Below are 23612 nucleotides of genomic sequence, written 5' to 3'. Positions count from 1 at the left end.
CCTTTTTTCCCATGTCTTTCACCTCCTTCCTCGTTAATTTACTTCTTTTACACCCGCAAATACATTTTTCTGCAAAATTCTTTGGCAGTCTATATTCCTCAAGCATATTTTCAGCCATCTTTACAATCTCTCTCTGCAGTTTCTTTTTCGCATCATGCAACCTCTTTCTCAGGGTACTTTCTCTAATGCCGAGAAACCTTGCTGCTTCTCTGTAGGGGATATCATCTATAAAGCATAGTGTAATAGGTATGCGAGTCTTATTACTTAAGGAATTTAATATACTATTTACACGTTTATAGAAATCTTGGTTTTCAATTTTCAAATCAATAGATTCTAATTCTGGTACTTCACCTTTTCTCTCTGAACAAATTTCTTCACTGAATAAATCCTTCTCTTTTTTCTGCTTTCTTAACCACATTCTCGATATATTAATTGTAATTTTCTTAAGCCATGCAGGGAAACGTGTATAATCTTTTAGTTTGCTTAAGTTCTTAAATACTGCAAGAAAGGTTTCCTGGCTAATATCCTTTGCTGCAAATGGATCTTTTACAATAGTAAATGCTAATCCATTTACTACTTCTTGATACCTTTTTACTAATATCGAGAAATCTTTTAAGTTACCGTTTAGAGTATTTATTATTAATTCACTTTCGTCTATCTTCATTTTTTATCTCGCCTAAAGTAATAAGACTCGCATACCTAATAGATGCAATACCCCTAGAAATTGTTACCTTTAAATTTTATGACAAGAAGGAATTTTTGGAAAGACAATAAATGTGGGTTATTTATTTTATATTACTATTTTTTTAATTTTTTAAAAGAATTAAACTTGCCAAAATATAAAGTTCAATGTTATGAAGAAACCATAAAGTCCCCATGAAAAAGGAAACAGAAAAGAAATTCTTTCTTGGTCTTCCAGGCAATATTATTGCCCTTGGTGTTGTGAGTTTTTTAACTGACGCATCAAGTGAAATGATTTATCCTATACTGCCCCTTTTCCTCACAGTAACCCTTGGGGCAGGTCCTGCATTGATTGGGATAATAGAGGGGATTGCAGAGAGCACTGCAAGCCTTCTAAAATTTTTTTCAGGCTATTTCTCAGACAGAGTCAGAAAAAGAAGACCAATAATACTTTCAGGCTATTCCCTCTCAACCCTCGCAAGACCGCTTATTGCCCTTGCAGGAGCATGGTGGCAGGTTCTTGTAATAAGGTTTTCAGACAGGGTCGGAAAAGGGATAAGAAGCTCTCCAAGGGATGCGCTGATTGCAGATTCAGTTGATGCTGCAAATTACGGGAAGGCGTATGGTTTTCATCGCTCAATGGACCATGCAGGTGCAGTAGCAGGACCAATTCTTGCTACTCTTATACTTGCATATATAACCTCAGATTACAGAAGCCTCTTCCTTCTTGCTGCAATACCCGGAATCCTTTCCCTTCTTGTGATTCTCTTTTTTGTAAAAGAAACAAGAATTGACAGAAAGGGTTCATCGCAACCTTTAACATTCAGCCTTAAAAATTTTGATTCAGGATTCAAGATGTTGCTTGCCTCAGTAATAGTTTTTACCCTTGGCAATTCAAGTGATGCCTTTCTGCTTTTAAGGGCAAAGGAAGCCGGAGTCCCTGCACACCTGATTCCTGCAATATGGGCAGTGTTGCACATAGTAAAAACCTTAAGCTCAACTCCCGGAGGCGTTATGTCTGACAGGGTAGGGAGAAAAAGGATAATAATTGCCGGCTGGCTGGTTTACGGGCTTGTCTATCTTGGCTTTGCCTATGCTTCCTCTCATTTGCATATCTGGATTCTCTTTATAATTTACGGTATTTATTTTGGAATGACAGAGGGAGTTGAAAAGGCATTTGTTGCAGATTTGGTTCCGCAGCATCTAAGGGGAACAGCTTTTGGACTCTATAATTTCGCCATTGGAATCTCTGCCCTGCCTGCAAGCCTGCTTTTCGGCGTCATATGGCAGAAAGCAGGAATGGAGTATGCCTTTATGACCGGAGCAGGAATTGCAATGGTGGCATCAGTTATGCTTCTGGGAATAAAAATAAAAAGAATGTAGAAACACACCTTCAGGTGTGTTATTAACAGGTCTGGACCTGCCTGCGGCAGGCAGGGACCTGTTTCTACGGGCTTTTAAAGGAGGATAAACTAATGGATAAAAATCCAACAATTTCACAACATTTTCTCATTTGCATATTCCTTAGTCTAGTATTACTTTTGATTTCTGTCTCATCCTGCATCTTTATTTCTGCAAAGGTTAACCCTTTTTTGAGAGAGAAAGAGCCGTTGAAGGAGGTATTTGTTTCAGGTAAAGGAAAGGATAAGATTTTGATGATTGATATTTCTGGAATTATTTCTGAGGCTGGCGGTTCTGGAGTTTCCGGGGTTTTTTCAGAGGAAGATATGGTTGCATCAATAAAGGAACAGCTTGAAAAAACAAAGGAGGATAGCAGGATAAAAGCTATTATCATGAGAATCAACAGCCCGGGAGGAACAGTAACCGCAAGTGATATTATTCATAATGAAATAAAGAAATTTAAAGAAGGAAAGAAAATCAAGGTTGTTTCCTGTATGATGGATGTTGGTGCTTCAGGCGCATATTTTATTGCAATGGCATCTGACAAGGTGATTGCCCACCCTACAACCCTGACAGGAAGCATTGGGGTAATTTTTGAAAATTTTAATGTGGAAGGGTTGTTCAGCAAGCTTGGCATAAAAGAAACATCAATAAAATCAGGAGATAAAAAAGACATTGGTTCTCCGTTCAGGGCAATTACTGAAGAAGAAAGGAAGATACTTCAGGAGATTAATTACAGTTTATATAGCCGGTTTATTGATGTTGTTGATGAAGGAAGAAAAGAACTTGACAGAGAAGATATCAAAAGACTTGCCGATGGAAGGGTTTATTCCGCGAAGCAGGCTTTAGAAGAAAAACTAATAGATAAAATAGGTTACCTTGATGATGCCATAGAGATTGCAAAGGAAGAATCAGGGATTGCTGAAGCAAAAGTAGTAATGTATAAAAGACCCGGAGTTTATGCCAACAACATCTACTCAAAGCTTTTTATTCAGCAGCCAGTCAGCTTAAATTTATTAAATCTTGGCAGCAGAAAAGAGATATCTTCTTATCTTACACCTAAATTCATGTATTTGTGGGCGCCGGGAGATTTCTGAGTTTCAGATAGCAGGGTTCAGGTTGCAAATTATGAGTTATGAATTGTACAGTCTTTTGGGGATTTCTCCTGATTCATCTGTTGAAGAGATTAAAGCTCTTTACAGAAGTCTTGCAAAGGAGCACTATTCAAAGAGATATCAATCAGACAAAGAGAGGTTGATAGATGAAGAAAGATTTAAGAAGATTACTTCAGCTTACCACATTATCTTAAGTGATAAAACACATGGTGAAATTCAAGGCAGTGCAGTGCCTTCCGGAAAAAAAGAAAAGGAAACCCTCGAGAACAGAGATGGTGAAACTGTTGACCACGGAGAGGGGAGAACAACAGCCCTTGAATATTTTGAGAAGGGAAAAGATTTCTTTGATAATGGAGAATACAAAAATGCTGTAATGCAATTTAAAAATGCAATAAGATTTTATCCTGAGGATGGAAGATTTTATGATTATCTTGGCCTCACTTACGCCAGACAGAAACTTTTTAAAATGGCGGTTACGGCATTTGAGAAGGCATTATCAATTGATATTAATTCTCCTCTGTTCCAGAGGGATTTCGGGCTTGTGTTAGAGGAGTCAGGAGATTTGATAAAGGCTAAAGTCCATTTTACAGAGGCTTTGAGGTTAGCTCCAGAAGATAAAATTTCAAGCCTGCATCTTGAGGAAGTCACAAAGAAATGGCGGATAGTAACAAAGCAAAAGGTATCTGTTTTTTTGTATATCGCCACTAGTTTGGTTTTAGTATCTTTTCTCGCCTTTATCTATTATTCCTCCGTCTGATTTTCAAGGAGTTTCTGTTTCCCTACAGACCATTACAATTCATCAAACAGAAACCCAATGTGAGTCATAAAAGACAAGTTGTCAAATTTGGGACACAATTTCTAATTTTTTACCATCTTTTTGTTTTTTCGCTGATATTAAATTTATTAATAAATTCAAACAAATAAATCTTGTTTTTCAAATTCTTGTATTGATTGGCATAAAAAATGCATTGATTTTCAAAGGATTAGTGTTTTAAGTTTTTTTGTTGCATTTTTTCTTCATTGTTGAGATAGAGTAATCTCAATTTTCTTTTAAGATGGTTTGGGAAAATAGCAGTTCTATAATTATTAAGTTTTAACATATTGAAAGGTAAAGGAGGGTTGAAATGGCTACATTAAAAGAAAAACTTGTGCAGAAAATACCTGCATGGAGAGAAGAAATCCAGAAACTGAACAAAGAGTATGGAGACAAGGTCATTGGCGAGGTTACAGTTGGTCAGGCGTATGGCGGAATGCGTGGTGTTAAAGGACTTGTGTGCGATACATCAGAGGTGCCGCCTGATAAGGGTTTAATAATAAGAAGTATTCCGGTTGGACAGCTTACTGATAAACTTCCTGAAGAGGTTTTTTATCTCCTGTGCACAGGAGAACTCCCTGACAAAGAGTCACTTAAGTCTTTGCAGGATGATCTGAAAAAACGTTCAGGAACACCGGAATACGTGTGGAATGTTTTAAAGGCGATGCCAGCAAATTCCCATCCAATGACAATGCTAAATACTGCAATCCTTGTAATGGAGGGAGAATCAGTATTTAAGAAAAGATATAATGAGGGAATGAAGAAGGATGTTTACTGGGAGGCGATGCTTGAAGACTGTCTTAATCTGATTGCAAAGCTTCCTGAAATCGCTGCAGGAATATACAGGATGAGATTTAACAAGGGCAAACGCATTGCCCCAAAACCAGAGCTTGACATGGGCGCAAACTATGTCCATATGATGGGTATTGCTGACCCCAGCGGAAACTTTGCAAACCTAATGAGACTCTATTTAACTCTTCACAGCGACCACGAGAGCGGGAATGTGAGCGCCGCAACAACACATACAGTAGCCTCTGCACTTTCAGATATATATTATGCTCTTTCTGCAGGACTTAATGGTCTTGCAGGACCTCTTCACGGTCTGGCAAACCAGGAATGCCTTGGATGGATACTGATGGTTAAAGATAAATTTAACGGAGTTCCATCAGATGATGACCTCAGAAAATTTGCATGGGATACGCTTAATTCAGGGAAAGTCATTCCGGGCTATGGTCACGCAGTGCTCAGGATTACAGACCCGAGGTTTGCAGCATTTCTTGATTTTGGCAAGAAGTACTGCTCAAAGGACCCTGTTTTCCAGATTGTTGCCAAAGTTTATGACATTGTTCCAAAGGTTCTTGTTGAGCAGGGAAAAGCAAAAGACCCATGGCCCAATGTTGACGCAAGCTCAGGTTCGCTTCTCTATCACTTTGGAATGACTGAGTTTGATTACTATACCGTGCTTTTCAGTGTTTCAAGGGCTCTTGGAGTTTCTGCTCAGGCGATTATAAGCAGGGCAACCGGGTCACCCCTTGTACGCCCAAAATCAGTTACAACCGAGTGGATAAAAAAGACTGTAATGAAAGCTTGAGGGGTGATTACGCAGATTTGAAAAGAGATTAATAGAGGAAACCTGTTTTTTGTAACTTAATTCCTATTAAAGCTTGACAAAAGAGTAGAGTTTTAATAGATTGCGCCACAAAAGTTGGGTAACCTATTAAAACTTAAACACTTTTAAATTATTAAAATAAAAGGGGTGAGTTATGAAAAATGACGCCAATAAACGCTAAGGTTGAAGTTCAGGGCAATCTTGACAAAGCGCTGAGGCAATTGAAAAAAAAGATGGAAAAAGAAGGGCTTGTAAAGGACATGAAGAGAAACATGTATTACGAAAAGCCTACACAGCGCAGAAGAAAGAGCCTCTTGAAAGCAATAAAGCAGCAAAGCCAGATTAGAAAAGAAGAAGTATAGAAGATTTTCAAGAGAGCTTAATTGCAATAAAATGTGATATGATTTGATGGCAGAGACTTTGTGGTTTTAATTAAGAAAAGTTGAATGGGTAATACAAGAAAAATCCTGAGTTCTAAAAATTTTAAAGAGTTAAAAAAAAGGAATTTCTTTTTTTCTATTTTTCAGAATCAAGATTAGAACTCAGGATTTTCAATGAATTGATTCTGAAATTATATTATCAATATATATTATCAAATTTTTTTTATTTTTAGAAGGGGAAGGCTTTTAGAGTGGTTAGTTTTAAAGATTTAAAACCACCCAAAAGTGGTTCAAAAATAGAAATAAAAAATGGCGAATTAATAGTTCCTGATGACCCCATAATTCCATTTGTTGAAGGGGATGGAATAGGCCCTGATTTATGGGCTGCATCTGTCAGAGTTTTTGATGCTGCAGTTGAAAAGGTGTTCAACGGGAAGAAAAAGATTCACTGGTTTGAAATTTATGCCGGTGAAAAAGCAAATAAACTTTTCAATAACTGGCTGCCTGAAGATTCACTAAAGGCGATTCAAGAATATAAGGTTGCAATAAAAGGTCCTCTTACAACCCCAGTTGGTGGCGGAATCAGAAGTCTTAATGTAACCTTCCGCCAGATCCTTGACCTTTATGCATGCGTAAGACCTGTAAGATATTTTTCGGGGGTTCCAAGTCCTGTAAAGGAACCACAAAAATTAAATGTTGTAATATTCAGGGAGAATACTGAAGATGTTTATGCTGGTATTGAATGGCAACAGGGAACAAAGGAAGCAGAGAAGATAATAAACTTTATTAAGAATGAACTTGGGAAGACAATCAGAATGGATTCGGGTATTGGTATAAAACCAATAAGCATTATGGCTACAAAGAGACTTGTGAGACGGGCTATTAATTATGCAATAAAAAAAGGCAAAAAGAGCATAACTCTGATGCATAAAGGCAATATCATGAAGTTTACTGAAGGGGCTTTCAGGGATTGGGGATATGAGCTTGCTAAAGAAGAATTCGGCAAAGAAATAGTCAGCGAAGCGGATTTGTATGACAAATACAACGGTAAAATGCCTGAAGGAAAGATTTTGATTAAAGACCGTATTGCAGATTCAATTTTCCAGCAGGTTTTACTCAGGCCTGATGAGTATGAAATAATTTGCACACCCAATCTTAACGGCGATTATCTTTCGGACGCCTGTGCTGCGCAGGTCGGAGGACTTGGGCTTGCACCTGGCGCAAATATCGGAGACAATGCTGCTTTCTTTGAAGCTACCCACGGAACAGCACCAAAATATGCAGGACAGGACAAGATAAATCCGGGTTCTGTTATTCTGTCCGGGGTTATGATGCTTGAGCATATGGGCTGGGACAAGGCAGGAGATATGATTATCAGGGCACTTGAGAAAACCATAAAAAATAAAACTGTCACCTATGACCTTGAAAGGCAGATGGATGGTGCCAGATTGCTGAAGTGTTCTGAGTTTGGAACTGAGATAATCAAAAATATGGAAGCATAAGATTAGTTTTTTAGTTTTAAGTTAGTTTTGGGTTATTAGTTTTTTAGTTAATTGTTTGTATGGAGGGGAGAGAGATGAGAAGAAACAAAATTACAATAGTTGGAGCGGGGAATGTTGGAGCAACTGCTGCACACTGGGCTGCAGCAAAGGAACTGGGCGACATTGTACTGGTTGATGTTGTTGAGGGCGTTCCTCAGGGCAAAGGACTTGACCTGATGGAAACAGCGCCGGTTGAAGGGTTTGATGTGAATATTGTTGGAACAAACGGTTACGAGGAGACAAAAAATTCTGACATAGCTATAATAACAGCAGGGCTTGCAAGAAAGCCCGGAATGTCAAGAGAAGACCTGCAGGCTAAGAATGCAGAAATCGTAAAAGCCTGTACTGAACAAGTGGCAAAGTATTCTCCAAACTGCATAATCATAGTAGTATCAAACCCGCTTGATATTATGACCTACCTTGCATGGAAGGTAAGCAAATTTCCAAAAAACAGGGTTATGGGAATGGCAGGTGTTCTTGATAGTGCAAGATTCAGATCATTTATAGGGATGGAACTTGGAGTATCAATAGAAGATATCCAGGCTTGTGTCCTTGGTGGTCATGGAGATGAAATGGTACCGCTTCCAAGATATGCTACAATTTCCGGAATTCCAATCACCCACTTCTTGTCAAACGAACAGATAGAAAAAATCGTAAAAAGAACAAGGGGTGCAGGAGGAGAGATAGTTGCACTCTTAAAGACAGGCAGTGCCTATTATTCACCATCTGCTTCTGTAATCCAGATGGCTGAGGCAATATTAAAAGACAAGAAGAGAATACTTCCATGCGCAGCATGTCTTGAAGGTGAATACGGAGTTAAAGATGGAATGTTTGTCGGGGTTCCTGCAAAATTGGGCGCCAATGGCGTAGAGAAGATAATTGAACTGAAACTCACAGACGATGAAATGTCAGCACTGCAGAAATCTGTTGATGGAATAAGAAAGCAGGTTGCATTACTGAAAATTTAAAAAAAATTAAAGATTAAAATTATAGGGAAATGAAGCAAAAGAAGGGATTTGATTAAAATTAAATCCCTTCTTTTCATTCCTTGAGAGGATAAGAAGATGAAAAACATAAACGCTAATGATATTACAAAGGCTGTTAAGCTGATGTGCATGGAGGCTAATTATTATTTGGGCGAAGATGTGCTCAGGGCTTTCAATAAGGCTTTGAAGGAAGAAAAGTCTCCTGCAGGGGTCTCTGTGATGGAACAGCTTATTGAGAATGCAAACATTGCAAAGAATGAACAGGTCCCAATGTGTCAGGATACAGGCTTTGCAGTGTTCTTTGTGGAGCTTGGGCAGGATGCTCATATTACAGGAGGCACTCTTAAAGATGCCATAAACGAAGGAGTGCGTCAGGGATACACAGAGGGGTTTTTGAGAAAATCAATTGTCTCTGACCCACTTAAAAGAGTTAATACAAAGGATAACACTCCTGCTGTAGTTCATATTGAACTTGTTCCGGGTGAGAATCTGAAGATTACAATTGCACCAAAAGGCGGTGGAAGTGAAAATATGAGCGGACTTAAGATGTTAAAGCCTGCTGACGGGGTTAAAGGCGTAAAGGATTTTGTAATTGAGAGGGTGAGCCAGGCAGGTTCAAATCCGTGTCCTCCTATTGTTGTGGGTGTTGGAATCGGAGGGACTTTTGAAGTAGCTGCAATGCTTGCAAAAAAAGCTCTTCTCAGAGAACTTGGCAAACATCACCCCGACCCTGACACTGCTGAGCTTGAAAAAGAATTACTTGAGAAAGTGAATAATCTTGGAATCGGACCTCAGGGATTTGGCGGCAGGATTACAGCCCTTGCAGTCAATATAGAGAAACATCCGTGCCACATTGCAAGCCTTCCTGTAGCGGTTAATATAAACTGTCATGCCCATAGGCATAAAGAAGTTATTTTATAAAGGATAAAACAATGGGAGAGCCAATTAAAATAATCACACCAGTAAAAGACGACAAGGTTATTGAGAAACTTAAAGCCGGAGACCAGGTTTTGATAACCGGAACTATTTATACAGGAAGAGATGCTGCTCACAAAAGACTTGTTGAGCTTCTTGATACAGGCAAACCGCTTCCAATAGATGTCAAAGGGCAGATGATTTACTATGTTGGTCCTACTCCTGCAAAACCCGGGAAAGTCATAGGTTCAGCAGGTCCGACAACAAGCGGAAGAATGGACGCTTATGCACCAAGACTGATTGAACTGGGGCTTAAAGGGATGATAGGTAAAGGCTCCCGCTCAAAGGATGTAATTGAGGCAATGAAAAAATATAAGTGTGTTTACCTTGCAGCAATAGGAGGGGCAGCGGCTTTGATTGCACAGAGGATAAAAAGCTCCAAGGTTGTTGCATATGAAGAGCTTGGCGCTGAGGCAATATGCCTCATTGAGGTTGAGGATTTCCCTGTGGTAGTAGTGAATGATGTTTACGGAAATGACCTTTATGAGCAGGGTAGAAAGCAGTATCAGATAGGATAAAATAAATTTAAAAATAAAAAGTGAAAATTTAAAAATTGAAGAACAAAAGATAAAGAGCAAAAGATAAAGGTCAAAATAGAAAGTCAAAATTCAAAAATTAAAATTGCGGAATTTGATGAGAAGAGCTTAAAATGAAAATTCATGAATATCAGGCAAAGGAAATTTTGAGAAAATTCGGTGTTGCGGTACCAAGAGGAAAGGTAGCCTATACCCCTTCTGAGGCAAAGGACATAGCAAAGGAACTTGGAGGCACTGTTGTTGTAAAGGCGCAGATTCACGCAGGAGGAAGAGGAAAGGGAGGAGGCGTGAAGCTTGCAAAGAATCCGGAGCAGGCTGAAGAGATTGCAAAACAGATACTTGGAATGATGCTTGTTACACACCAAACAGGACCTGAGGGAAAAGAAGTTAAAAGGCTTCTAATCGAAGAAGGAATGGATATTCAAAAGGAGTTTTATCTTGGAATCGTAATAGACAGAGTTCAGTCAAAGCCTGTTATAATGGCAAGTGAAGCAGGGGGGATGGAAATAGAAAAGGTTGCTGCAGAGACCCCTGAAAAGATTTTAAAAGAGGTTGTTGACCCTGCAGTGGGGCTCCAACCATTTCAGGCAAGAAAGCTTGCCTTTGGACTTGGCATTGGCAAGGACTTAATCGGAAAGGCAACAAAATTAATCCTCGCGCTTTATAGGGCTTTTGAAGCAACTGACAGCTCACTTGTGGAAATCAATCCGCTTGTGATTACAAAAAGCGGAGATATCCTTGCGCTTGATGCTAAAATAAATTTTGATGACAATGCTATGTTCAGACACAAAGAGATTGGGGAACTAAGGGACTTCAATGAAGAGGAACCGCTTGAGATTGAAGCCTCCAAATATGATTTAAACTACATTAAACTTGACGGCAATGTTGGTTGCATGGTCAATGGTGCAGGGCTTGCAATGGCAACAATGGACATAATAAAGCTTGCCGGCGGCGAGCCTGCAAACTTTCTTGATGTTGGAGGCGGAGCAAGCGTTGAAAGAGTGGCAAATGCCTTTAAGATTTTAATGGCTGACAAGAATGTAAAGGCAGTGCTGATAAACATTTTTGGAGGGATTGTTCGCTGCGACAGAGTTGCTCAGGGAGTGATTGAGGCACTGAAGCAGGTTAAAGTTAACGTTCCTGTTGTTGTAAGGCTTGAAGGAACAAATGCGAAAGAGGCTGGAGAGCTTATGGACAGCTCAAAGCTTAATTTCATAGTTGCAAAAGGATTAAAAGACGCTGCAGAAAAGGTTGTGGCAGCAATAAAGAAGTGAATAGTCCTTTGTTGTAAAAACTAAATTTTTAATAAACTCTAAATTCGAAGCACTAAATTCTAAACAATATCAAAATTCAGATATCGAATGTTCAAAACCTGATAGTTTTTTAAGTTTGGAATTCAGAATTTTGGTCATCCTAATTTGTTTAGGATTTAGAATTTATATATTATGGAGAAAACTGATGAGTGTGCTTGTTGACAAAAACACAAAAGTGGTTGTTCAGGGAATTACAGGGAGCGAGGGGACTTTCCATACAAGACAGGCAATTGAATACGGAACAAAGGTAGTAGCAGGTGTTACACCAGGGAAAGGCGGGGAAAAGCTTGACGGAATACCTATCTTTAATACTGTACAGGAGGCTGTAAAAAATACGGGTGCCAATGCTTCCGGGATTTTTGTTCCTCCTCCCTTTGCATCAGATGCAATTATGGAGGCTGCTGATGCAGGGATTGCCCTTGTCGTGTGTATTACAGAGGGGATTCCAACAATTGATATGGTAAAGGTTTATGAATATCTCAAAGGTAAAAAGACAAGGCTTATAGGACCTAACTGTCCTGGAATAATATCCCCTGGCAAATGCAAAATAGGGATTATGCCGGGGTTTATTCATAAAGAGGGAAGAGTCGGAGTTATCTCAAGGAGCGGAACATTAACCTATGAGGCTGTTTCACAGCTAAGTACAAGAGGAATAGGCCAGTCAACATGTATTGGAATTGGCGGAGACCCAATAATAGGCTCAAGATTCATTGACCTTCTTCCTCTGTTTGAAGCTGACCCTGAAACAGAGGCAGTGGTAATGATAGGTGAAATAGGAGGTACAGCAGAGGAAGAAGCAGCTTCTTACATAAAGAAAAATTTTTCAAAACCTGTTGTTTCGTTTATTGCCGGAAGGACAGCTCCTCCTGGAAGAAGAATGGGGCATGCAGGAGCAATAATTTCAGGGGGCAAGGGTACTGCTGATGAAAAAATGAAGGCTTTGAAAGATGCGGGAATTGCTGTTTGTGAAAGCCCCGCAGTTATTGGAGAAACAGTTGAGAAGGTATTGAGAGGTTAAAAAAAATAGCTGTAAGCTGTAGGCTATAAGCTGTAAGGAATAAAAATATCGAAGTATGAAAGTCTAAAAATTAAAGTTCTAAATTTCAAAAAAGCTTATGACTTAAAGCTTATAGCTTACAGCTAAAATAAGGGTAAAAGGAATTAATCATTATGACCAAGCCAAAGGCAAAAGAGATAAATATAAATCCAAAGTGGTGCAAAGGGTGTGAAATATGCGTGGCATTCTGTCCAACCAAGGTTCTTGAAATAAAAGGTTTTGTTTCTTCAGTGAGAGATTTGGATGCCTGCATAGCTTGTAAACAATGCGAAATCAGGTGTCCTGATTTCTGTATTGAAGTAATAGTGTAAGAAAATAATAAGATTAAAACATAAAAAGATATCCTGCCGCTTATCTTCCATAAGGAAAGCGGTATCACGGATTTTCAGGAGGTTTTAAGAAAAGTGGAAAAGAGAATAAGATTCTTACAGGGAAACGAAGCCTGTGCAGAAGGTGCTATTGCAGCAGGTTGCAGGTTTTTTGCAGGTTATCCCATAACGCCATCATCTGAGATTGGAGAGGTTCTTGCAAGGAGGCTTCCGCAGATTGGCGGAAAGTTTATCCAGATGGAGGATGAAATTGCTGCAATGGGTACTATTATAGGGGCATCTCTTGCAGGAGTAAAGTCTCTGACAGCAACAAGCGGACCGGGTTTTTCCCTGAAACAGGAAAATCTCGGATATGCGATGCTGACTGAAGTTCCTCTTGTTTTAGTAAATGTTATGCGTGGTGGTCCGAGCACAGGGCTTCCAACGTCTCCTTCTCAGTCTGATGTTATGCAGGCGAAATGGGGAACACACGGAGACCATCCTGTAATTGCAATTGCTCCATGGTCAGTGAGAGAGTCATTTGACCTTACTGTAAGGTCCTTCAACCTTTCGGAAAAGTACAGAACTCCTGTTATTCTTCTCCTTGATGAAATAGTAGGGCATATGAGAGAACCAATTGAGATTCCTGACAGAAGCCAGATAGAGATTGTGAACAGGAAAAAACCTGATTGCAGTCCTAAAGATTATTTTCCTTATGACCCTGCCAATGATGTAAACCCTCTGCCGGCTTTTGGCGAGGGCTACAGGTTCCATGTAACAGGATTGAACCACGATAAAACAGGATTTCCTACAGGCAATCCCGAACTTGTGCAGATGGATGAGGAAAGGCTTATGAGAAAAATTGAAAAGAATAAAGATGATATTATTACTTATGAAGAAATTGAGCTTAAAGATGCTGAAATAGCAATATTTGCTTATGGTTCATCTGCCAGGGCAGCAAAAAAAACAATTAAGCTTGCCAGAGCTCAGGGAATAAAAGTTGGAATGTTTCGCGGTATAACTCTCTGGCCATTTCCGGAAGAAAAAATTTTTGAATTGTCTAAAAAAGTTAAAACAATAATTGTTCCAGAAATGAATATGGGAATGATGAGGCTTGAAGTTGAAAGGGCATCCAAGAATAGTTGCAAGGTTTTTGGAGTGCATCGCGTTGATGGTGAACCGATAAACCCAGACCAGATTCTGAGCAGAGTAAAGGAGGTTGCATAAAATGAGCGTCTATGAAAAATATATGAGAGTGGAAAAATTCCCGCACATCTGGTGTTCGGGATGCGGAGACGGGACAGCAATGAAGGCTATAATCAGAGCAATTGACAGAATCGGGCTTGAAAAAGATAAAATTGCAATGGTATCAGGCATTGGATGCTCAAGCCGTACTCCGGGCTATCTTGATTTCAATACGCTGCACACAACTCACGGCAGAGCCCTTCCCTTTGCAACAGGGGTTAAAATGGCAAAGCCTGAAATGACTGTAATAGTTGTATCAGGAGACGGGGATGCTACTGCAATCGGAGGCAACCATTTTATCCATAGCGCAAGAAGAAACATAGATATTACAATGCTCATTTATAACAACTTTATTTATGGCATGACAGGCGGTCAGTATTCTCCAACTACACCTCTGGGCCACCTGGCAACTACTGCTCCATATGGAAATATTGAACCCTCTTTTGATATCTGTGGTCTTGCAATTACAGCCGGAGCTTCATTTGCAGCAAGGGGAACAGTTTACCATGCTGTTGCTCTTGATAAGCTGATTGAACAGGCAATAAGAAAAAAAGGATTTTCAATAGTTGAAATCTTTTCCCAATGCCCAACCGCATATGGGAGAAGAAATAAGCAGGCGACACCTGTTGATATGATGAACTGGTATAAGGATAACACAGTTCCTTCCAGCAAGGCTAAAACAATGAGCCCTGAAGAACTGCAGGGAAAACTTGTTACAGGAGTTCTCCACGATGTAGAAAAACCTGAGTATACTGAACAGTATGCAAGGCTTATTGAAAGGGTTCAGGGAGGGAAAAGTAATTAAAAAGCTCTAAATTCTAAACACGATATTAGGGTTTAGAATTTTTTATAAGATTTGGAGGTTAGAGATGTCATCATCACAATATGAAGTACGTTTAAGCGGGTCAGGCGGACAGGGTCTGATTCTTGGAGGGGTTATTCTTGCTGAGGCAGCGACAATCTATGACGGAAAGAATGCTGTTCAGAGCCAGTCATACGGGCCTGAAGCAAGAGGCGGCGCCAGCAAATCAGATGTCATAATAAGCAATGAAGAAATTGATTATCCAAAGGCAACAACCATTGACACACTGCTTTCTCTTACTCAAGAGGCATGTAATAAATATGTTAAGGATTTGAAGGACGGCGGAACTTTAATCATTGATTCTGATATGGTGAAAAACATTCCAGCAGGAAATTACAAGGTAATCAAGCTGCCAATAGTTGATATTGCAAGAAAGAAAGTTGGTAAAGTAATTACTGCAAATATAGTAGCGCTTGGAGCTCTTGTTGAAATAACAAAGATAGTTTCAAAACAGGCAATTGAAAAAGCGGTCCTTGCAAGGGTTCCAAAGGCATTTCTTGAACTCAACAAAACAGCCCTTGAAGCAGGATTTGAGGCAGCAAGACAGAAATAAATGAGTTAAATCCAAATGTCAAAGCTCAAATAAAATCCAAAACTCAAATGACTAAAACTTTTAATATTTGGATTTTGAACTTTAGATTTTTTAAAATGGTTGATTCTGTAAAAAAAAATGAATTCATCAACCTTGGTGAAGCAGCCAGGGAGTTGAATGTGACAAAATACACACTGAGAGAGCTTCTTTATAAAGAAAAGGGCTTGATTGACGGTTTTATTATAGATAACGAGTTTTGTATGAGAAGGGACGCCTTTTCAAGGGTTAAACCTGAAATTGCGGAGCTTCTCAGGCAGAACAAGTATTAAAATCAGGAATCAGGTTTTTTCAGATTTTCTAAGATTTCTTCCATTCTTTTTAAATGTGTTCCCTTCCAGAAAATTTTGCCACACACAGGGCATTTTGAAAATTCATTTTGTGTTCTGAAAACAAAATCAGGCACTTCATTTCTTAATTCTTCTTTATTTGCTGGTATTTTTTCAGAATTGCATTCTGTGCAGCGGGTGAGGAACTTTTCTGTAACAACAAGGCTGAAATTATCTATTACCTGTTTAAGCTGGCTGACAATGGAATTATTTTCAATAAATAGGTATTCAGTTTTATCAAGAGTTTTTGCAAGGCTTTTATTTCTTGTAAGAATCACTCTTTTTTCATCCCTGGAAGCACTGACTAATTTTTCTGATGTTATAGTCTGTTCATAGGAAGTATCATAACCAAGTATCCTGAGCCATTTTGCAAGACTTCCGAGCATTACATCAGCAAAAAATGCTATCTTTTTTGATTGTGAATTTTCTCTGTTTTGCATATTCTAAAAATTAGTCCTAAAACAGACATTGTCAAGCAGAGTTCCAAGTTGATGTATAATGTATAGTAAACAGTGAATAATAACAAGTAGCTGCAAAGCATAGCTTTGCTTCTGAAAGCTTTAATAAGATTAATTATGATTCTAAAGGAACTAAATACATATCTATCTCTCCATGAAATTTTTGAAATCTTTCTTGAATATGAGCACTGTTTTCTCCTTGAAAGCGGAGGAGACATAAAAAAGCTTGCAAGGTATTCAATTATAGGGGGAGCGCCATTCCTTACATTTAAAAGCAAGGGAGAGGATATTGAAATAAGAGACAAAGGAGGCATTGTAAGAAAAAGAGGGAATCCCTTTGAAGAATTGAAATCTGTTTTTAACAGATTCAGGGTAAAAGAAAAGAATATGGCAGAGATTCCTTTTGCCGGAGGAGCTGTCGGTTACTTTGGTTATGACCTTGCGGGATTTTTAGAAACCCTACCTGCTATAAGCACTGATGACCTTAATCTTCCTGATTCATATTTTATGTTTGTAAATGCAGGAATAATTTATGACCAGTGGTCAAAAAAAAAATATATCTTTTCCATTGATTTATCTTTTCAATATCCGGAATGGTCTGAAAAAACTGCTTCTGATTTTGTGGCTGTTATTGAAAAAAAAGTCAGAGATAAAGAGAAAAATAAATGTTCTGAGAAAGATTTGCTGAACTCTGATATAAGGGGAAGAGTTACAAATGTCGTTTCAAAAAGAAAATATATTGATATGATAGAAAAAGCCAAGGAATATATCAGGATTGGGGATGTGTATGAGGTTAACCTTTCACATAGGATGGAGATAGAGTCAGGCATTGAACCTTGGCAAATTTACAGGAGGATAAATTCAGTTAATCCAACTCCTTTTGCAGCATATTTACAGTTCGGGGACCTTAAAATCATATCTGCTTCTCCGGAGAGGTTTTTGAAAATAGAAGATTCGAAACTTGAGAGCAGGCCAATAAAAGGGACAAGGAGGAGAGGTGAAACTCCACAGGAAGATGAGAATCTTAAAAATGACCTTATTTCAAGTGAAAAAGAAAAGGCTGAAAATCTGATGATTGTTGACCTTGTGAGAAATGATTTTGGCAGAGTATGCAGATTTGGGACTGTAGGGGTAAAAGAACTGATGGCAGTAGAGGCTTATTCAGGAGTTTTTCAGATGGTATCAACTATTGAGGGAGAGATATCTGAAGATAAAGATATGTTTGATTGCATAAAGGCATGTTTTCCCGGAGGGTCAATGACAGGCGCTCCAAAGATAAGGGCAATGGAAATTATTGAGGAGCTTGAGACGGTTAAAAGAGGGATATATTCAGGTTCACTTGGATATTTATCATTCTCAGGAGAGGCTGACCTTAACATCATAATAAGAACCCTGATTGCAGCAAAAGAAAAATTATATCTTCAGGTTGGAGGAGCAATAGTTGCTGATTCTGAGCCTGAGAAGGAATATGAAGAGACTTGGCAGAAGGCAATGCCAGTGTTGGAGGCAGTTGGGTGGGATGGGAAGTTTTGGCTGTAGCTGCAGAGCCTTGCTCTGCTTCTGATAAACTTCATATGAAAAATAAATTAATGATCTACATCAATGGCAAGTTTGTTCAGGAAAATAAAGCAATGGTTTCAATTTTTGACCGTGGTTTTTTATTCGGAGATGGCGCCTTTGAAACAATGCGTGCTTACAGCAGTAAAGTTTTTAAACTTGATGAGCATATTAAAAGACTTTTTTATACATTGAAAGCATTAGGGATTAAACCACCATCTCTGCTAACAAATATTTCTTTCCAAATGAACACAATTTTAAAACAGAATAAACTTAAAGATGCCTATATACGGGCTGGAGTTACAAGGGGAGCATCTGGCGGAGGGTTTGAAATTGTTAAAAAAATAAAGCCTACATTTTATATTATTGCAAGACCTTTTAAGCCTTACCCTGAATCATGGTATAATAAGGGGGTTAAGGCAGCAATTGTCTCAATCAGAAAAATACCATCATCATCTTTTAATTCAAAACTCAAAACACATAACCTCTTGCCAAATATTCTGGCAAGGATTGAGGCAAGGAAAAAAGGGGCTTTTGAAGGAATTCTGTTGGATGAGAATGGGTATATCTGTGAAGGTGCAGTGAGCAATATATTTTTTGTAAAAGATAGTATGCTTCTAACTCCATCAGTCCAGAATGATATTCTTTCAGGAATTACAAGACAGACTGTTATTGGACTGGCAAAAGAGCTTGGAATTAAAGTCAGGGAAGGGAAATTCAAGACTGAGCGGTTATTCAATTGTAATGGCTGTTTCCTGACAAATTCATTAATGGAAATAATGCCTGTCAGGATGGTGAGCTCTTTGCTTGTAGGGAACGGGAAACCTGATATAATAACAAAAGCACTTATTTCTTCTTACAGGGATATAGTTAAACGGGATAAATCAGGTTTAATTAAATAAAACGAAAAAATTAATATTCTTGACTATTGATATTACTTTTGATAGCAAATACCATTTTTGAGGCACAGGCTTGCTGAAAATCTTCAAGATAAAAATAAAAAATTCTATTTTAATATTCATTCAGGTTTGCTTTTATTTTTTGGCATTATTAGGATAACTTTGTTGAAAACAGAAAAAATCAAAAAATTATTTTTAGTCTTTTTTTTTATCTTCGCGGTTTCTATTCCGGATATCTGCTCTAGCCTTGAACCACCCAGCAACCATTTCAGCTTAATCCTTGATTCTCCAATGGCATATGTTCTTGACAGGGGAAGACTTGAGGCTTCGTTCTTGTATGAGCATCTTGATTCAAAAGTTGATATATTTAATTTCAGAAAAGATAATAACAGGACTTTGGGGAATTTGGGAGACTACGAGAGCTATGGAGGGATGATTAATTTTGGTTTGACAGAAAGTATTACTGCCACGCTTAAAGCTGAATTTCCAAAGATAGATTACGGGATAGACAAGCTTAAAATAACAAAAATAGCATCATCACTAAAGTGGAATGTATTTAAAGAAAAATCATTTGCGCCTGCCGTATCTTTGGGAATAAACTACAAATATGACAGAGGAGAAAATATAAGCAGAAGGATATCTGAGATTACTTTCCCTGGGTTTAGTACTATAATTTTGCCAAAACCTGCTACAATAGAAATAGGAGGAGTTAAGGACAATACTTACTCTGTTTCTTTTTATGTCAGCAAACTCCTCTTTGAAGACCTTGTTGCCCATGGCTTTATTGAAGTTGGGAGAACCCGCGTTGAGTCAGAATTCAATACAAGCCTTAATATACCTCAGATTCAGAATCTTCTTAAGGGCTTGGAGTATGACCAGAATAATTTTTCTGTCGGGGTTGGGTTTCACTACCGCATCAAACCAACTCTCATACTCAATATTAATTACAAGTTTGTAACAGTTGATAGAGACATAGACAATGATATAGGGAGTGACTTTACAAAAAATAATATAGTAGATGTGAAACTTAACCAAATAATAAACAAATATGTCTCTGTTACTCTGCAGGGGAAGTTTTACAGCAATAACCTTCTTGGAGAGGTTCCTTTTTTATATAACAGATTGACCTCAGAACAATTTAACAATGCCTACGGATATATTGGTGCTGTGGTAACTTTCAGCTATGATTACAGCGCATGGCTCCACTAGAATTGCTGTAAGATAGATTATTTTGGCTTTGTTGGATAAATGCATAGATATTGATTCCCGTAAAGATATTGAGCTTGCAGAAAGGCTTTCAAGAAAAGAAAACTGATTTTTAATTTAAGTGTTTCAGAAGAAAGTATCAAAATAAAACCTGCTATGGTAAAGTTTTTGATATATTAAACTATAGAATTAATAGTATTAAATTAATGAAAATGTTTTAAGCCTCTTTTTTAAAAGATGTTTTTCAAAAAAGGAATAGAAAATGGGCAAGAAAGCGCTTATAATAGGAATCACCGGACAGGATGGTGCATACTTGTCAAAACTTTTGCTGGAAAAAGGCTATGAAGTTTATGGTGCATTCAGGAGGACGTCTGATCTTCATCTGGAGAGGCTAAAATTTCTTGGCATAGACAAACATATAAAATACGTGCCTTTCGAGCTTCTCGAGTTTACCAACATTTACAGAACGATAGATAAAATACAGCCTGATGAAATTTATAATCTCGGAGCACAGAGCTTTGTGGCCTTATCGTTTGAAGAACCTATATTTACGGCTGATGTGACAGCAATAGGGGTAATGCGTGTTCTTGAAGCAATAAGAGCAATAAACCCGAAAATAAAATTCTACCAAGCATCATCAAGCGAAATGTTCGGAAGAGTCCAGGCAGTTCCGCAAAATGAAAAAACGCCCTTCTATCCGCGAAGCCCCTATGCTGTTGCAAAGGTTTTTGGCCATCACATAACCGTAAATTACCGCGAGTCTTATAATCTTTTTGCCAGTTCAGGAATACTTTTTAACCACGAATCACCTCTCAGAGGATTTGAATTTGTAACAAGAAAAATAAGTCACGGTATTGCCGGGATTAAATGCGGTCTCCAGGATAAGATTGTTCTTGGCAATCTTGATGCAAAAAGAGACTGGGGATATGCGCCAGAATATGTTGAGGCAATGTGGTTTATGCTCCAGCAGGATAAGCCTGATGATTTTGTTATTGCAACAGGAGAATCCCATTCAGTAAGGGAGTTTATTGAGTCTGCTTTTAGTTATATTGGCACAGATATTGAGTGGAATGGCAGCGGGGTTAATGAAAAGGGAAAGGATAAAAAAACAGGGAAAACAGTTATTGAACTCTCTCAGGAGTTTTTCAGGCCTGCCGAGGTTGACCTTTTAATCGGTGACTTTTTAAAGGCAAACCAGAAATTTGGCTGGAAGCCAAAAACCCGCTTTAATGATTTGGTAAAGATTATGGTTGAAGGTGATATAAAGCGTTTGGGAAAAAACAAGAATTAAGTTACTATGAATATCTTAGGTATATCAGCTTATTATCATGATAGTGCAGCCTGCCTTGTAAAGGATGGAGAAATTATTGCTGCTGCTCAGGAAGAACGTTTTACCAGAAAAAAGCATGACCCGAGATTTCCTGTAAATGCAGTCAGGTTCTGCATCAAGCAAGGTGGAATCGATGGAGAAAAAATAGACTATGTAGCTTTCTATGACAAACCAATCCTCAAATTTGAAAGAATTCTTGAAACATATATTAATTATGCTCCAACAGGAATAAAATCCTTTTCAATGTCCATGCCTGTATGGATGAAAGAAAAGCTGTTTTTAACAAGACTCTTAAATGAAGAACTGAACAATGCTGCAGGGTTTACAGAAGAAAACAGAATCAATTGGAGAAGGAAATTGCTTTTTCCCGAACACCATCAGTCACACGCTGCTTCAGCTTTTTTCCCTTCTCCATTTAAAAGCGCTGCGGTTCTGACAATAGACGGTGTCGGGGAATGGGCTACCACATCTGCAGGATTGGGAAATGATAATGGATTAGAACTATTTTATGAAATTCATTTCCCTCACTCACTCGGACTCCTATATTCAGCATTTACTTACTATACAGGTTTTAAAGTAAATTCCGGAGAATACAAGGTGATGGGTCTTGCTCCGTACGGAGAGCCAAAGTATACGCAGCTCATCTATGACAACCTCATAGACCTGAAGGAAGACGGTTCGTTTACTCTTAATATGGAGTATTTTAACTACTGCACAGGGCTTACAATGACAAATGGCAAATTTGATAGGATTTTTGGAGGTCCTCCGCGCAAGCCAGAAACAAAACTTGCCCAGAGGGAAATGGACCTGGCAAGGTCTGTGCAGGATGTTACTGAAGAGGTTGTGCGCAGAATGGTTAAATTTCTGAAAAAAGAGACAGGAGAGAATACCTTATGTCTTGCCGGAGGTGTTGCATTGAATTGTGTTGCAAATGGAAAAATACTAATGGAAGAGATTTTCAGAGATATATGGATTCAGCCAAGTGCCGGTGATGCAGGGGGTGCACTTGGAGCCGCACTTGCTGTATGGCACCAGTATCTGGGAAACAAAAGGGAGCCAAAAAAAACAGACTCAATGAAGGGAGCCTATCTTGGGCCATCTTACTCAAACAGATACATAGAGGAATTTCTTAATAAAAACAATATTCCGTATAAAAATTTCAATGAACCTGAACTCCTTGATATATTAGCTAATTTGCTTGCTGAAGGTAAAGTGATTGGATGGTTGCAGGGAAGAATGGAGTTTGGTCCAAGAGCGCTTGGCGCAAGGAGCATAATAGGAGATGCGCGAAGCCCTAAGATGCAGTCAATTATGAATTTAAAGATAAAATACCGCGAATCCTTCAGGCCCTTTGCCCCTTCTGTGCTGAGAGAGAAGATGTCAGAATATTTTGAGCTTGATTATGACAGCCCTTATATGCTTCTTGTTGCGCCTGTAAAAAAAGAGAGATGCTACGATATATCCAGTGAAAGAAAGAGCCTCTGGGGAATAGACCTTCTAAATGTTCCCCGTTCAGACATGCCTGCAGTAACGCATATTGATTATTCTGCAAGAATACAGACAGTCCATGAACATACAAATCCGAGATATTACAGGTTAATAAAAAAATTTGAAGAAAAAACAGGTTGTGCTGTGATAATGAATACTTCATTCAATGTAAGGGGTGAGCCAATTGTCTGCAGCCCTGAGGATGCTTACAGGTGCTTTATGAGGACAGAAATGGATTACCTTGTTCTTGAAGATTTTATACTTGATAAAAAGGAACAGAAACCGCTTGAGGATGACACAGACTGGAGAAAGGAGTTTGGGCTTGACTAAGAGCCCTGAGTTAAGAAAATTCGGGTTGCTGATTGGTTCTGTTCTTGCAATGATTGGGTTTATTCCTGTGATTAAAGGAAGGGAATTAAACCTTTATGTGGTGGTTGCTGGCGCAGTCATAATCCTCCTTGGTATAATTGCTCCGAATCTTTTGTCTCCGGTTTATGCCGGATGGATGAAGGTTGGCAAAGTTCTTGGAAGAGTTAACACCTTCCTGATTCTGTCTTTAATTTTTTATTTAGTAGTAACTCCTTTTGGGTTTGCGTATAGGATATTCAGCTCAAATTCAAAGAAATTTTCTCATAGAACAACAAGAGATTCTTACTGGATAAAAAGAACCCCAGCAAACCCAAAAGATGATATGAAAAGAGCGTTCTGAACTACCTCACTGATTTATTGCCACATTTCCAATTTGCATAAATAAAAATAAGACCTTTCCAATAGATTTATGTTTATTGACAATAAGATTGTATTTAGATATATAGAAACCTTTGAAAATAATTCAATTATTTTAAAAAGGTGATAAATGAAAAATATTCTGAGAAAGATTGAATTTTCATCGCTCTGTTTTTCTATTTAATAATATTTTAAAAAAAATAATCA

The 23612-nt window shown here is 38.4% G+C and carries 23 protein-coding genes and 1 pseudogene (1 of these 24 running past the window's edge); 22 read left to right on the top strand and 2 right to left on the bottom strand.

Annotation, left to right across the window (positions count from 1 at the left end):
- A pseudogene (locus A3H37_04575) lies at positions 1-664 on the bottom strand (hypothetical protein) (it extends 113 nt beyond the left edge of the window).
- Positions 665-876: 212 nt separating this feature from the next.
- Between A3H37_04575 and A3H37_04570 the strand changes: the two are divergent.
- From A3H37_04570 to A3H37_04495, 16 genes are all read left to right on the top strand, one after another.
- Positions 877-2064 (top strand): MFS transporter, encoded by a 1188-nt coding sequence (locus tag A3H37_04570; protein ID OGL48198.1) that lies wholly within the window; start codon positions 877-879, stop codon positions 2062-2064.
- A 92-nt stretch (positions 2065-2156) separates the two neighbouring features.
- Complete coding sequence (locus tag A3H37_04565) at positions 2157-3179, top strand: hypothetical protein (protein OGL48197.1); 1023 nt, start codon at positions 2157-2159, stop codon at positions 3177-3179.
- Positions 3180-3210: 31 nt separating this feature from the next.
- Entirely contained in the window at positions 3211-3954 is a 744-nt protein-coding gene (locus tag A3H37_04560; protein OGL48196.1) for a hypothetical protein, read from the top strand.
- Between the two features lie 367 nt (positions 3955-4321).
- Positions 4322-5602, top strand: a complete 1281-nt coding sequence (locus A3H37_04555) for a type I citrate synthase (GenBank protein ID OGL48195.1) — start codon at positions 4322-4324, stop codon at positions 5600-5602.
- Positions 5603-5781: 179 nt separating this feature from the next.
- On the top strand, positions 5782-5982 hold the full coding sequence (locus A3H37_04550) for a 30S ribosomal protein S21 (GenBank protein ID OGL48194.1): 201 nt from the start codon (positions 5782-5784) through the stop codon (positions 5980-5982).
- 269 nt (positions 5983-6251) lie between these two features.
- Entirely contained in the window at positions 6252-7502 is a 1251-nt protein-coding gene (locus A3H37_04545; protein OGL48193.1) for an isocitrate dehydrogenase (NADP(+)), read from the top strand.
- 74 nt (positions 7503-7576) lie between these two features.
- Positions 7577-8509 (top strand): malate dehydrogenase, encoded by a 933-nt coding sequence (locus A3H37_04540; GenBank protein ID OGL48192.1) that lies wholly within the window; start codon positions 7577-7579, stop codon positions 8507-8509.
- Positions 8510-8605: 96 nt separating this feature from the next.
- Entirely contained in the window at positions 8606-9448 is an 843-nt protein-coding gene (locus tag A3H37_04535; GenBank protein ID OGL48191.1) for a fumarate hydratase, read from the top strand.
- Between the two features lie 11 nt (positions 9449-9459).
- The gene (locus tag A3H37_04530) at positions 9460-10020 is read left to right on the top strand and encodes a fumarate hydratase (GenBank protein OGL48190.1); all 561 of its coding nucleotides are present in this window, start codon (positions 9460-9462) and stop codon (positions 10018-10020) included.
- A 131-nt stretch (positions 10021-10151) separates the two neighbouring features.
- Positions 10152-11312, top strand: a complete 1161-nt coding sequence (locus A3H37_04525; GenBank protein ID OGL48189.1) for a succinate--CoA ligase subunit beta — start codon at positions 10152-10154, stop codon at positions 11310-11312.
- A 184-nt stretch (positions 11313-11496) separates the two neighbouring features.
- Positions 11497-12369 carry a succinate--CoA ligase subunit alpha gene (locus tag A3H37_04520; GenBank protein OGL48188.1) on the top strand — a complete coding sequence of 291 codons (873 nt, stop codon included), beginning with the start codon at positions 11497-11499 and terminating at the stop codon, positions 12367-12369.
- A 152-nt stretch (positions 12370-12521) separates the two neighbouring features.
- Positions 12522-12719 (top strand): tungsten formylmethanofuran dehydrogenase, encoded by a 198-nt coding sequence (locus tag A3H37_04515; protein ID OGL48187.1) that lies wholly within the window; start codon positions 12522-12524, stop codon positions 12717-12719.
- Positions 12720-12812: 93 nt separating this feature from the next.
- Positions 12813-13943, top strand: a complete 1131-nt coding sequence (locus A3H37_04510; protein ID OGL48186.1) for a 2-oxoglutarate synthase subunit alpha — start codon at positions 12813-12815, stop codon at positions 13941-13943.
- Position 13944: 1 nt separating this feature from the next.
- Positions 13945-14766 carry a 2-oxoacid:ferredoxin oxidoreductase subunit beta gene (locus tag A3H37_04505; protein ID OGL48185.1) on the top strand — a complete coding sequence of 274 codons (822 nt, stop codon included), beginning with the start codon at positions 13945-13947 and terminating at the stop codon, positions 14764-14766.
- 64 nt (positions 14767-14830) lie between these two features.
- Positions 14831-15376, top strand: a complete 546-nt coding sequence (locus A3H37_04500; GenBank protein ID OGL48184.1) for a 2-oxoglutarate ferredoxin oxidoreductase subunit gamma — start codon at positions 14831-14833, stop codon at positions 15374-15376.
- A 47-nt stretch (positions 15377-15423) separates the two neighbouring features.
- Entirely contained in the window at positions 15424-15684 is a 261-nt protein-coding gene (locus A3H37_04495) for a hypothetical protein (GenBank protein OGL48183.1), read from the top strand.
- 2 nt (positions 15685-15686) lie between these two features.
- Here the strand turns inward: A3H37_04495 and A3H37_04490 are convergent, their stop codons facing one another.
- On the bottom strand, positions 15687-16127 hold the full coding sequence (locus A3H37_04490) for a hypothetical protein (GenBank protein OGL48221.1): 441 nt from the start codon (positions 16125-16127) through the stop codon (positions 15687-15689).
- Between the two features lie 189 nt (positions 16128-16316).
- Here A3H37_04490 and A3H37_04485 point away from each other — a divergent pair, with 189 nt between their 5' ends.
- The 6 genes from A3H37_04485 (at position 16317) to A3H37_04460 (ending at position 23388) form a co-directional block, all read left to right on the top strand.
- Positions 16317-17738 (top strand): aminodeoxychorismate synthase, component I, encoded by a 1422-nt coding sequence (locus tag A3H37_04485; GenBank protein ID OGL48220.1) that lies wholly within the window; start codon positions 16317-16319, stop codon positions 17736-17738.
- 35 nt (positions 17739-17773) lie between these two features.
- Positions 17774-18658 (top strand): hypothetical protein, encoded by an 885-nt coding sequence (locus A3H37_04480; GenBank protein ID OGL48219.1) that lies wholly within the window; start codon positions 17774-17776, stop codon positions 18656-18658.
- A 57-nt stretch (positions 18659-18715) separates the two neighbouring features.
- Entirely contained in the window at positions 18716-19864 is a 1149-nt protein-coding gene (locus A3H37_04475; GenBank protein ID OGL48182.1) for a hypothetical protein, read from the top strand.
- 259 nt (positions 19865-20123) lie between these two features.
- Complete coding sequence (locus A3H37_04470; GenBank protein OGL48181.1) at positions 20124-21152, top strand: GDP-mannose 4,6-dehydratase; 1029 nt, start codon at positions 20124-20126, stop codon at positions 21150-21152.
- Between the two features lie 6 nt (positions 21153-21158).
- Entirely contained in the window at positions 21159-23009 is a 1851-nt protein-coding gene (locus A3H37_04465) for a hypothetical protein (GenBank protein ID OGL48180.1), read from the top strand.
- On the top strand, positions 22972-23388 hold the full coding sequence (locus A3H37_04460; protein OGL48179.1) for a hypothetical protein: 417 nt from the start codon (positions 22972-22974) through the stop codon (positions 23386-23388). Before A3H37_04465 ends, A3H37_04460 begins: the two co-directional genes overlap by 38 nt.
- Positions 23389-23612 lie beyond the last annotated feature (224 nt).

Source organism: Candidatus Schekmanbacteria bacterium RIFCSPLOWO2_02_FULL_38_14 (assembly GCA_001790855.1).
Taxonomy (GTDB): Bacteria; Schekmanbacteria; GWA2-38-11; order GWA2-38-11; family GWA2-38-11; genus 2-02-FULL-38-14-A.
The sequence above is the reverse complement of the archived record's forward strand: the minus strand, read 5'-3'. Positions and strand labels throughout refer to the sequence as shown.

What these genes read in the sequence shown, in the direction of transcription:
- A3H37_04570 (OGL48198.1), top strand. Translation starts at nt 877, where the DNA reads ATGAAAAAGGAAACAGAAAAGAAATTCTTTCTTGGTCTTCCAGGCAAT.
- A3H37_04550 (OGL48194.1), top strand. Translation starts at nt 5,782, where the DNA reads ATGACGCCAATAAACGCTAAGGTTGAAGTTCAGGGCAATCTTGACAAA.
- A3H37_04490 (OGL48221.1), bottom strand. Translation starts at nt 16,127, where the DNA reads ATGCTCGGAAGTCTTGCAAAATGGCTCAGGATACTTGGTTATGATACT.
- A3H37_04485 (OGL48220.1), top strand. Translation starts at nt 16,317, where the DNA reads ATGATTCTAAAGGAACTAAATACATATCTATCTCTCCATGAAATTTTT.
- A3H37_04480 (OGL48219.1), top strand. Translation starts at nt 17,774, where the DNA reads ATGAAAAATAAATTAATGATCTACATCAATGGCAAGTTTGTTCAGGAA.
- A3H37_04530 (OGL48190.1), top strand. Translation starts at nt 9,460, where the DNA reads ATGGGAGAGCCAATTAAAATAATCACACCAGTAAAAGACGACAAGGTT.
- A3H37_04520 (OGL48188.1), top strand. Translation starts at nt 11,497, where the DNA reads ATGAGTGTGCTTGTTGACAAAAACACAAAAGTGGTTGTTCAGGGAATT.
- A3H37_04535 (OGL48191.1), top strand. Translation starts at nt 8,606, where the DNA reads ATGAAAAACATAAACGCTAATGATATTACAAAGGCTGTTAAGCTGATG.
- A3H37_04495 (OGL48183.1), top strand. Translation starts at nt 15,424, where the DNA reads ATGACTAAAACTTTTAATATTTGGATTTTGAACTTTAGATTTTTTAAA.
- A3H37_04560 (OGL48196.1), top strand. Translation starts at nt 3,211, where the DNA reads ATGAGTTATGAATTGTACAGTCTTTTGGGGATTTCTCCTGATTCATCT.
- A3H37_04565 (OGL48197.1), top strand. Translation starts at nt 2,157, where the DNA reads ATGGATAAAAATCCAACAATTTCACAACATTTTCTCATTTGCATATTC.
- A3H37_04555 (OGL48195.1), top strand. Translation starts at nt 4,322, where the DNA reads ATGGCTACATTAAAAGAAAAACTTGTGCAGAAAATACCTGCATGGAGA.
- A3H37_04500 (OGL48184.1), top strand. Translation starts at nt 14,831, where the DNA reads ATGTCATCATCACAATATGAAGTACGTTTAAGCGGGTCAGGCGGACAG.
- A3H37_04525 (OGL48189.1), top strand. Translation starts at nt 10,152, where the DNA reads ATGAAAATTCATGAATATCAGGCAAAGGAAATTTTGAGAAAATTCGGT.
- A3H37_04515 (OGL48187.1), top strand. Translation starts at nt 12,522, where the DNA reads ATGACCAAGCCAAAGGCAAAAGAGATAAATATAAATCCAAAGTGGTGC.
- A3H37_04505 (OGL48185.1), top strand. Translation starts at nt 13,945, where the DNA reads ATGAGCGTCTATGAAAAATATATGAGAGTGGAAAAATTCCCGCACATC.
- A3H37_04540 (OGL48192.1), top strand. Translation starts at nt 7,577, where the DNA reads ATGAGAAGAAACAAAATTACAATAGTTGGAGCGGGGAATGTTGGAGCA.
- A3H37_04465 (OGL48180.1), top strand. Translation starts at nt 21,159, where the DNA reads ATGAATATCTTAGGTATATCAGCTTATTATCATGATAGTGCAGCCTGC.
- A3H37_04470 (OGL48181.1), top strand. Translation starts at nt 20,124, where the DNA reads ATGGGCAAGAAAGCGCTTATAATAGGAATCACCGGACAGGATGGTGCA.
- A3H37_04460 (OGL48179.1), top strand. Translation starts at nt 22,972, where the DNA reads ATGACACAGACTGGAGAAAGGAGTTTGGGCTTGACTAAGAGCCCTGAG.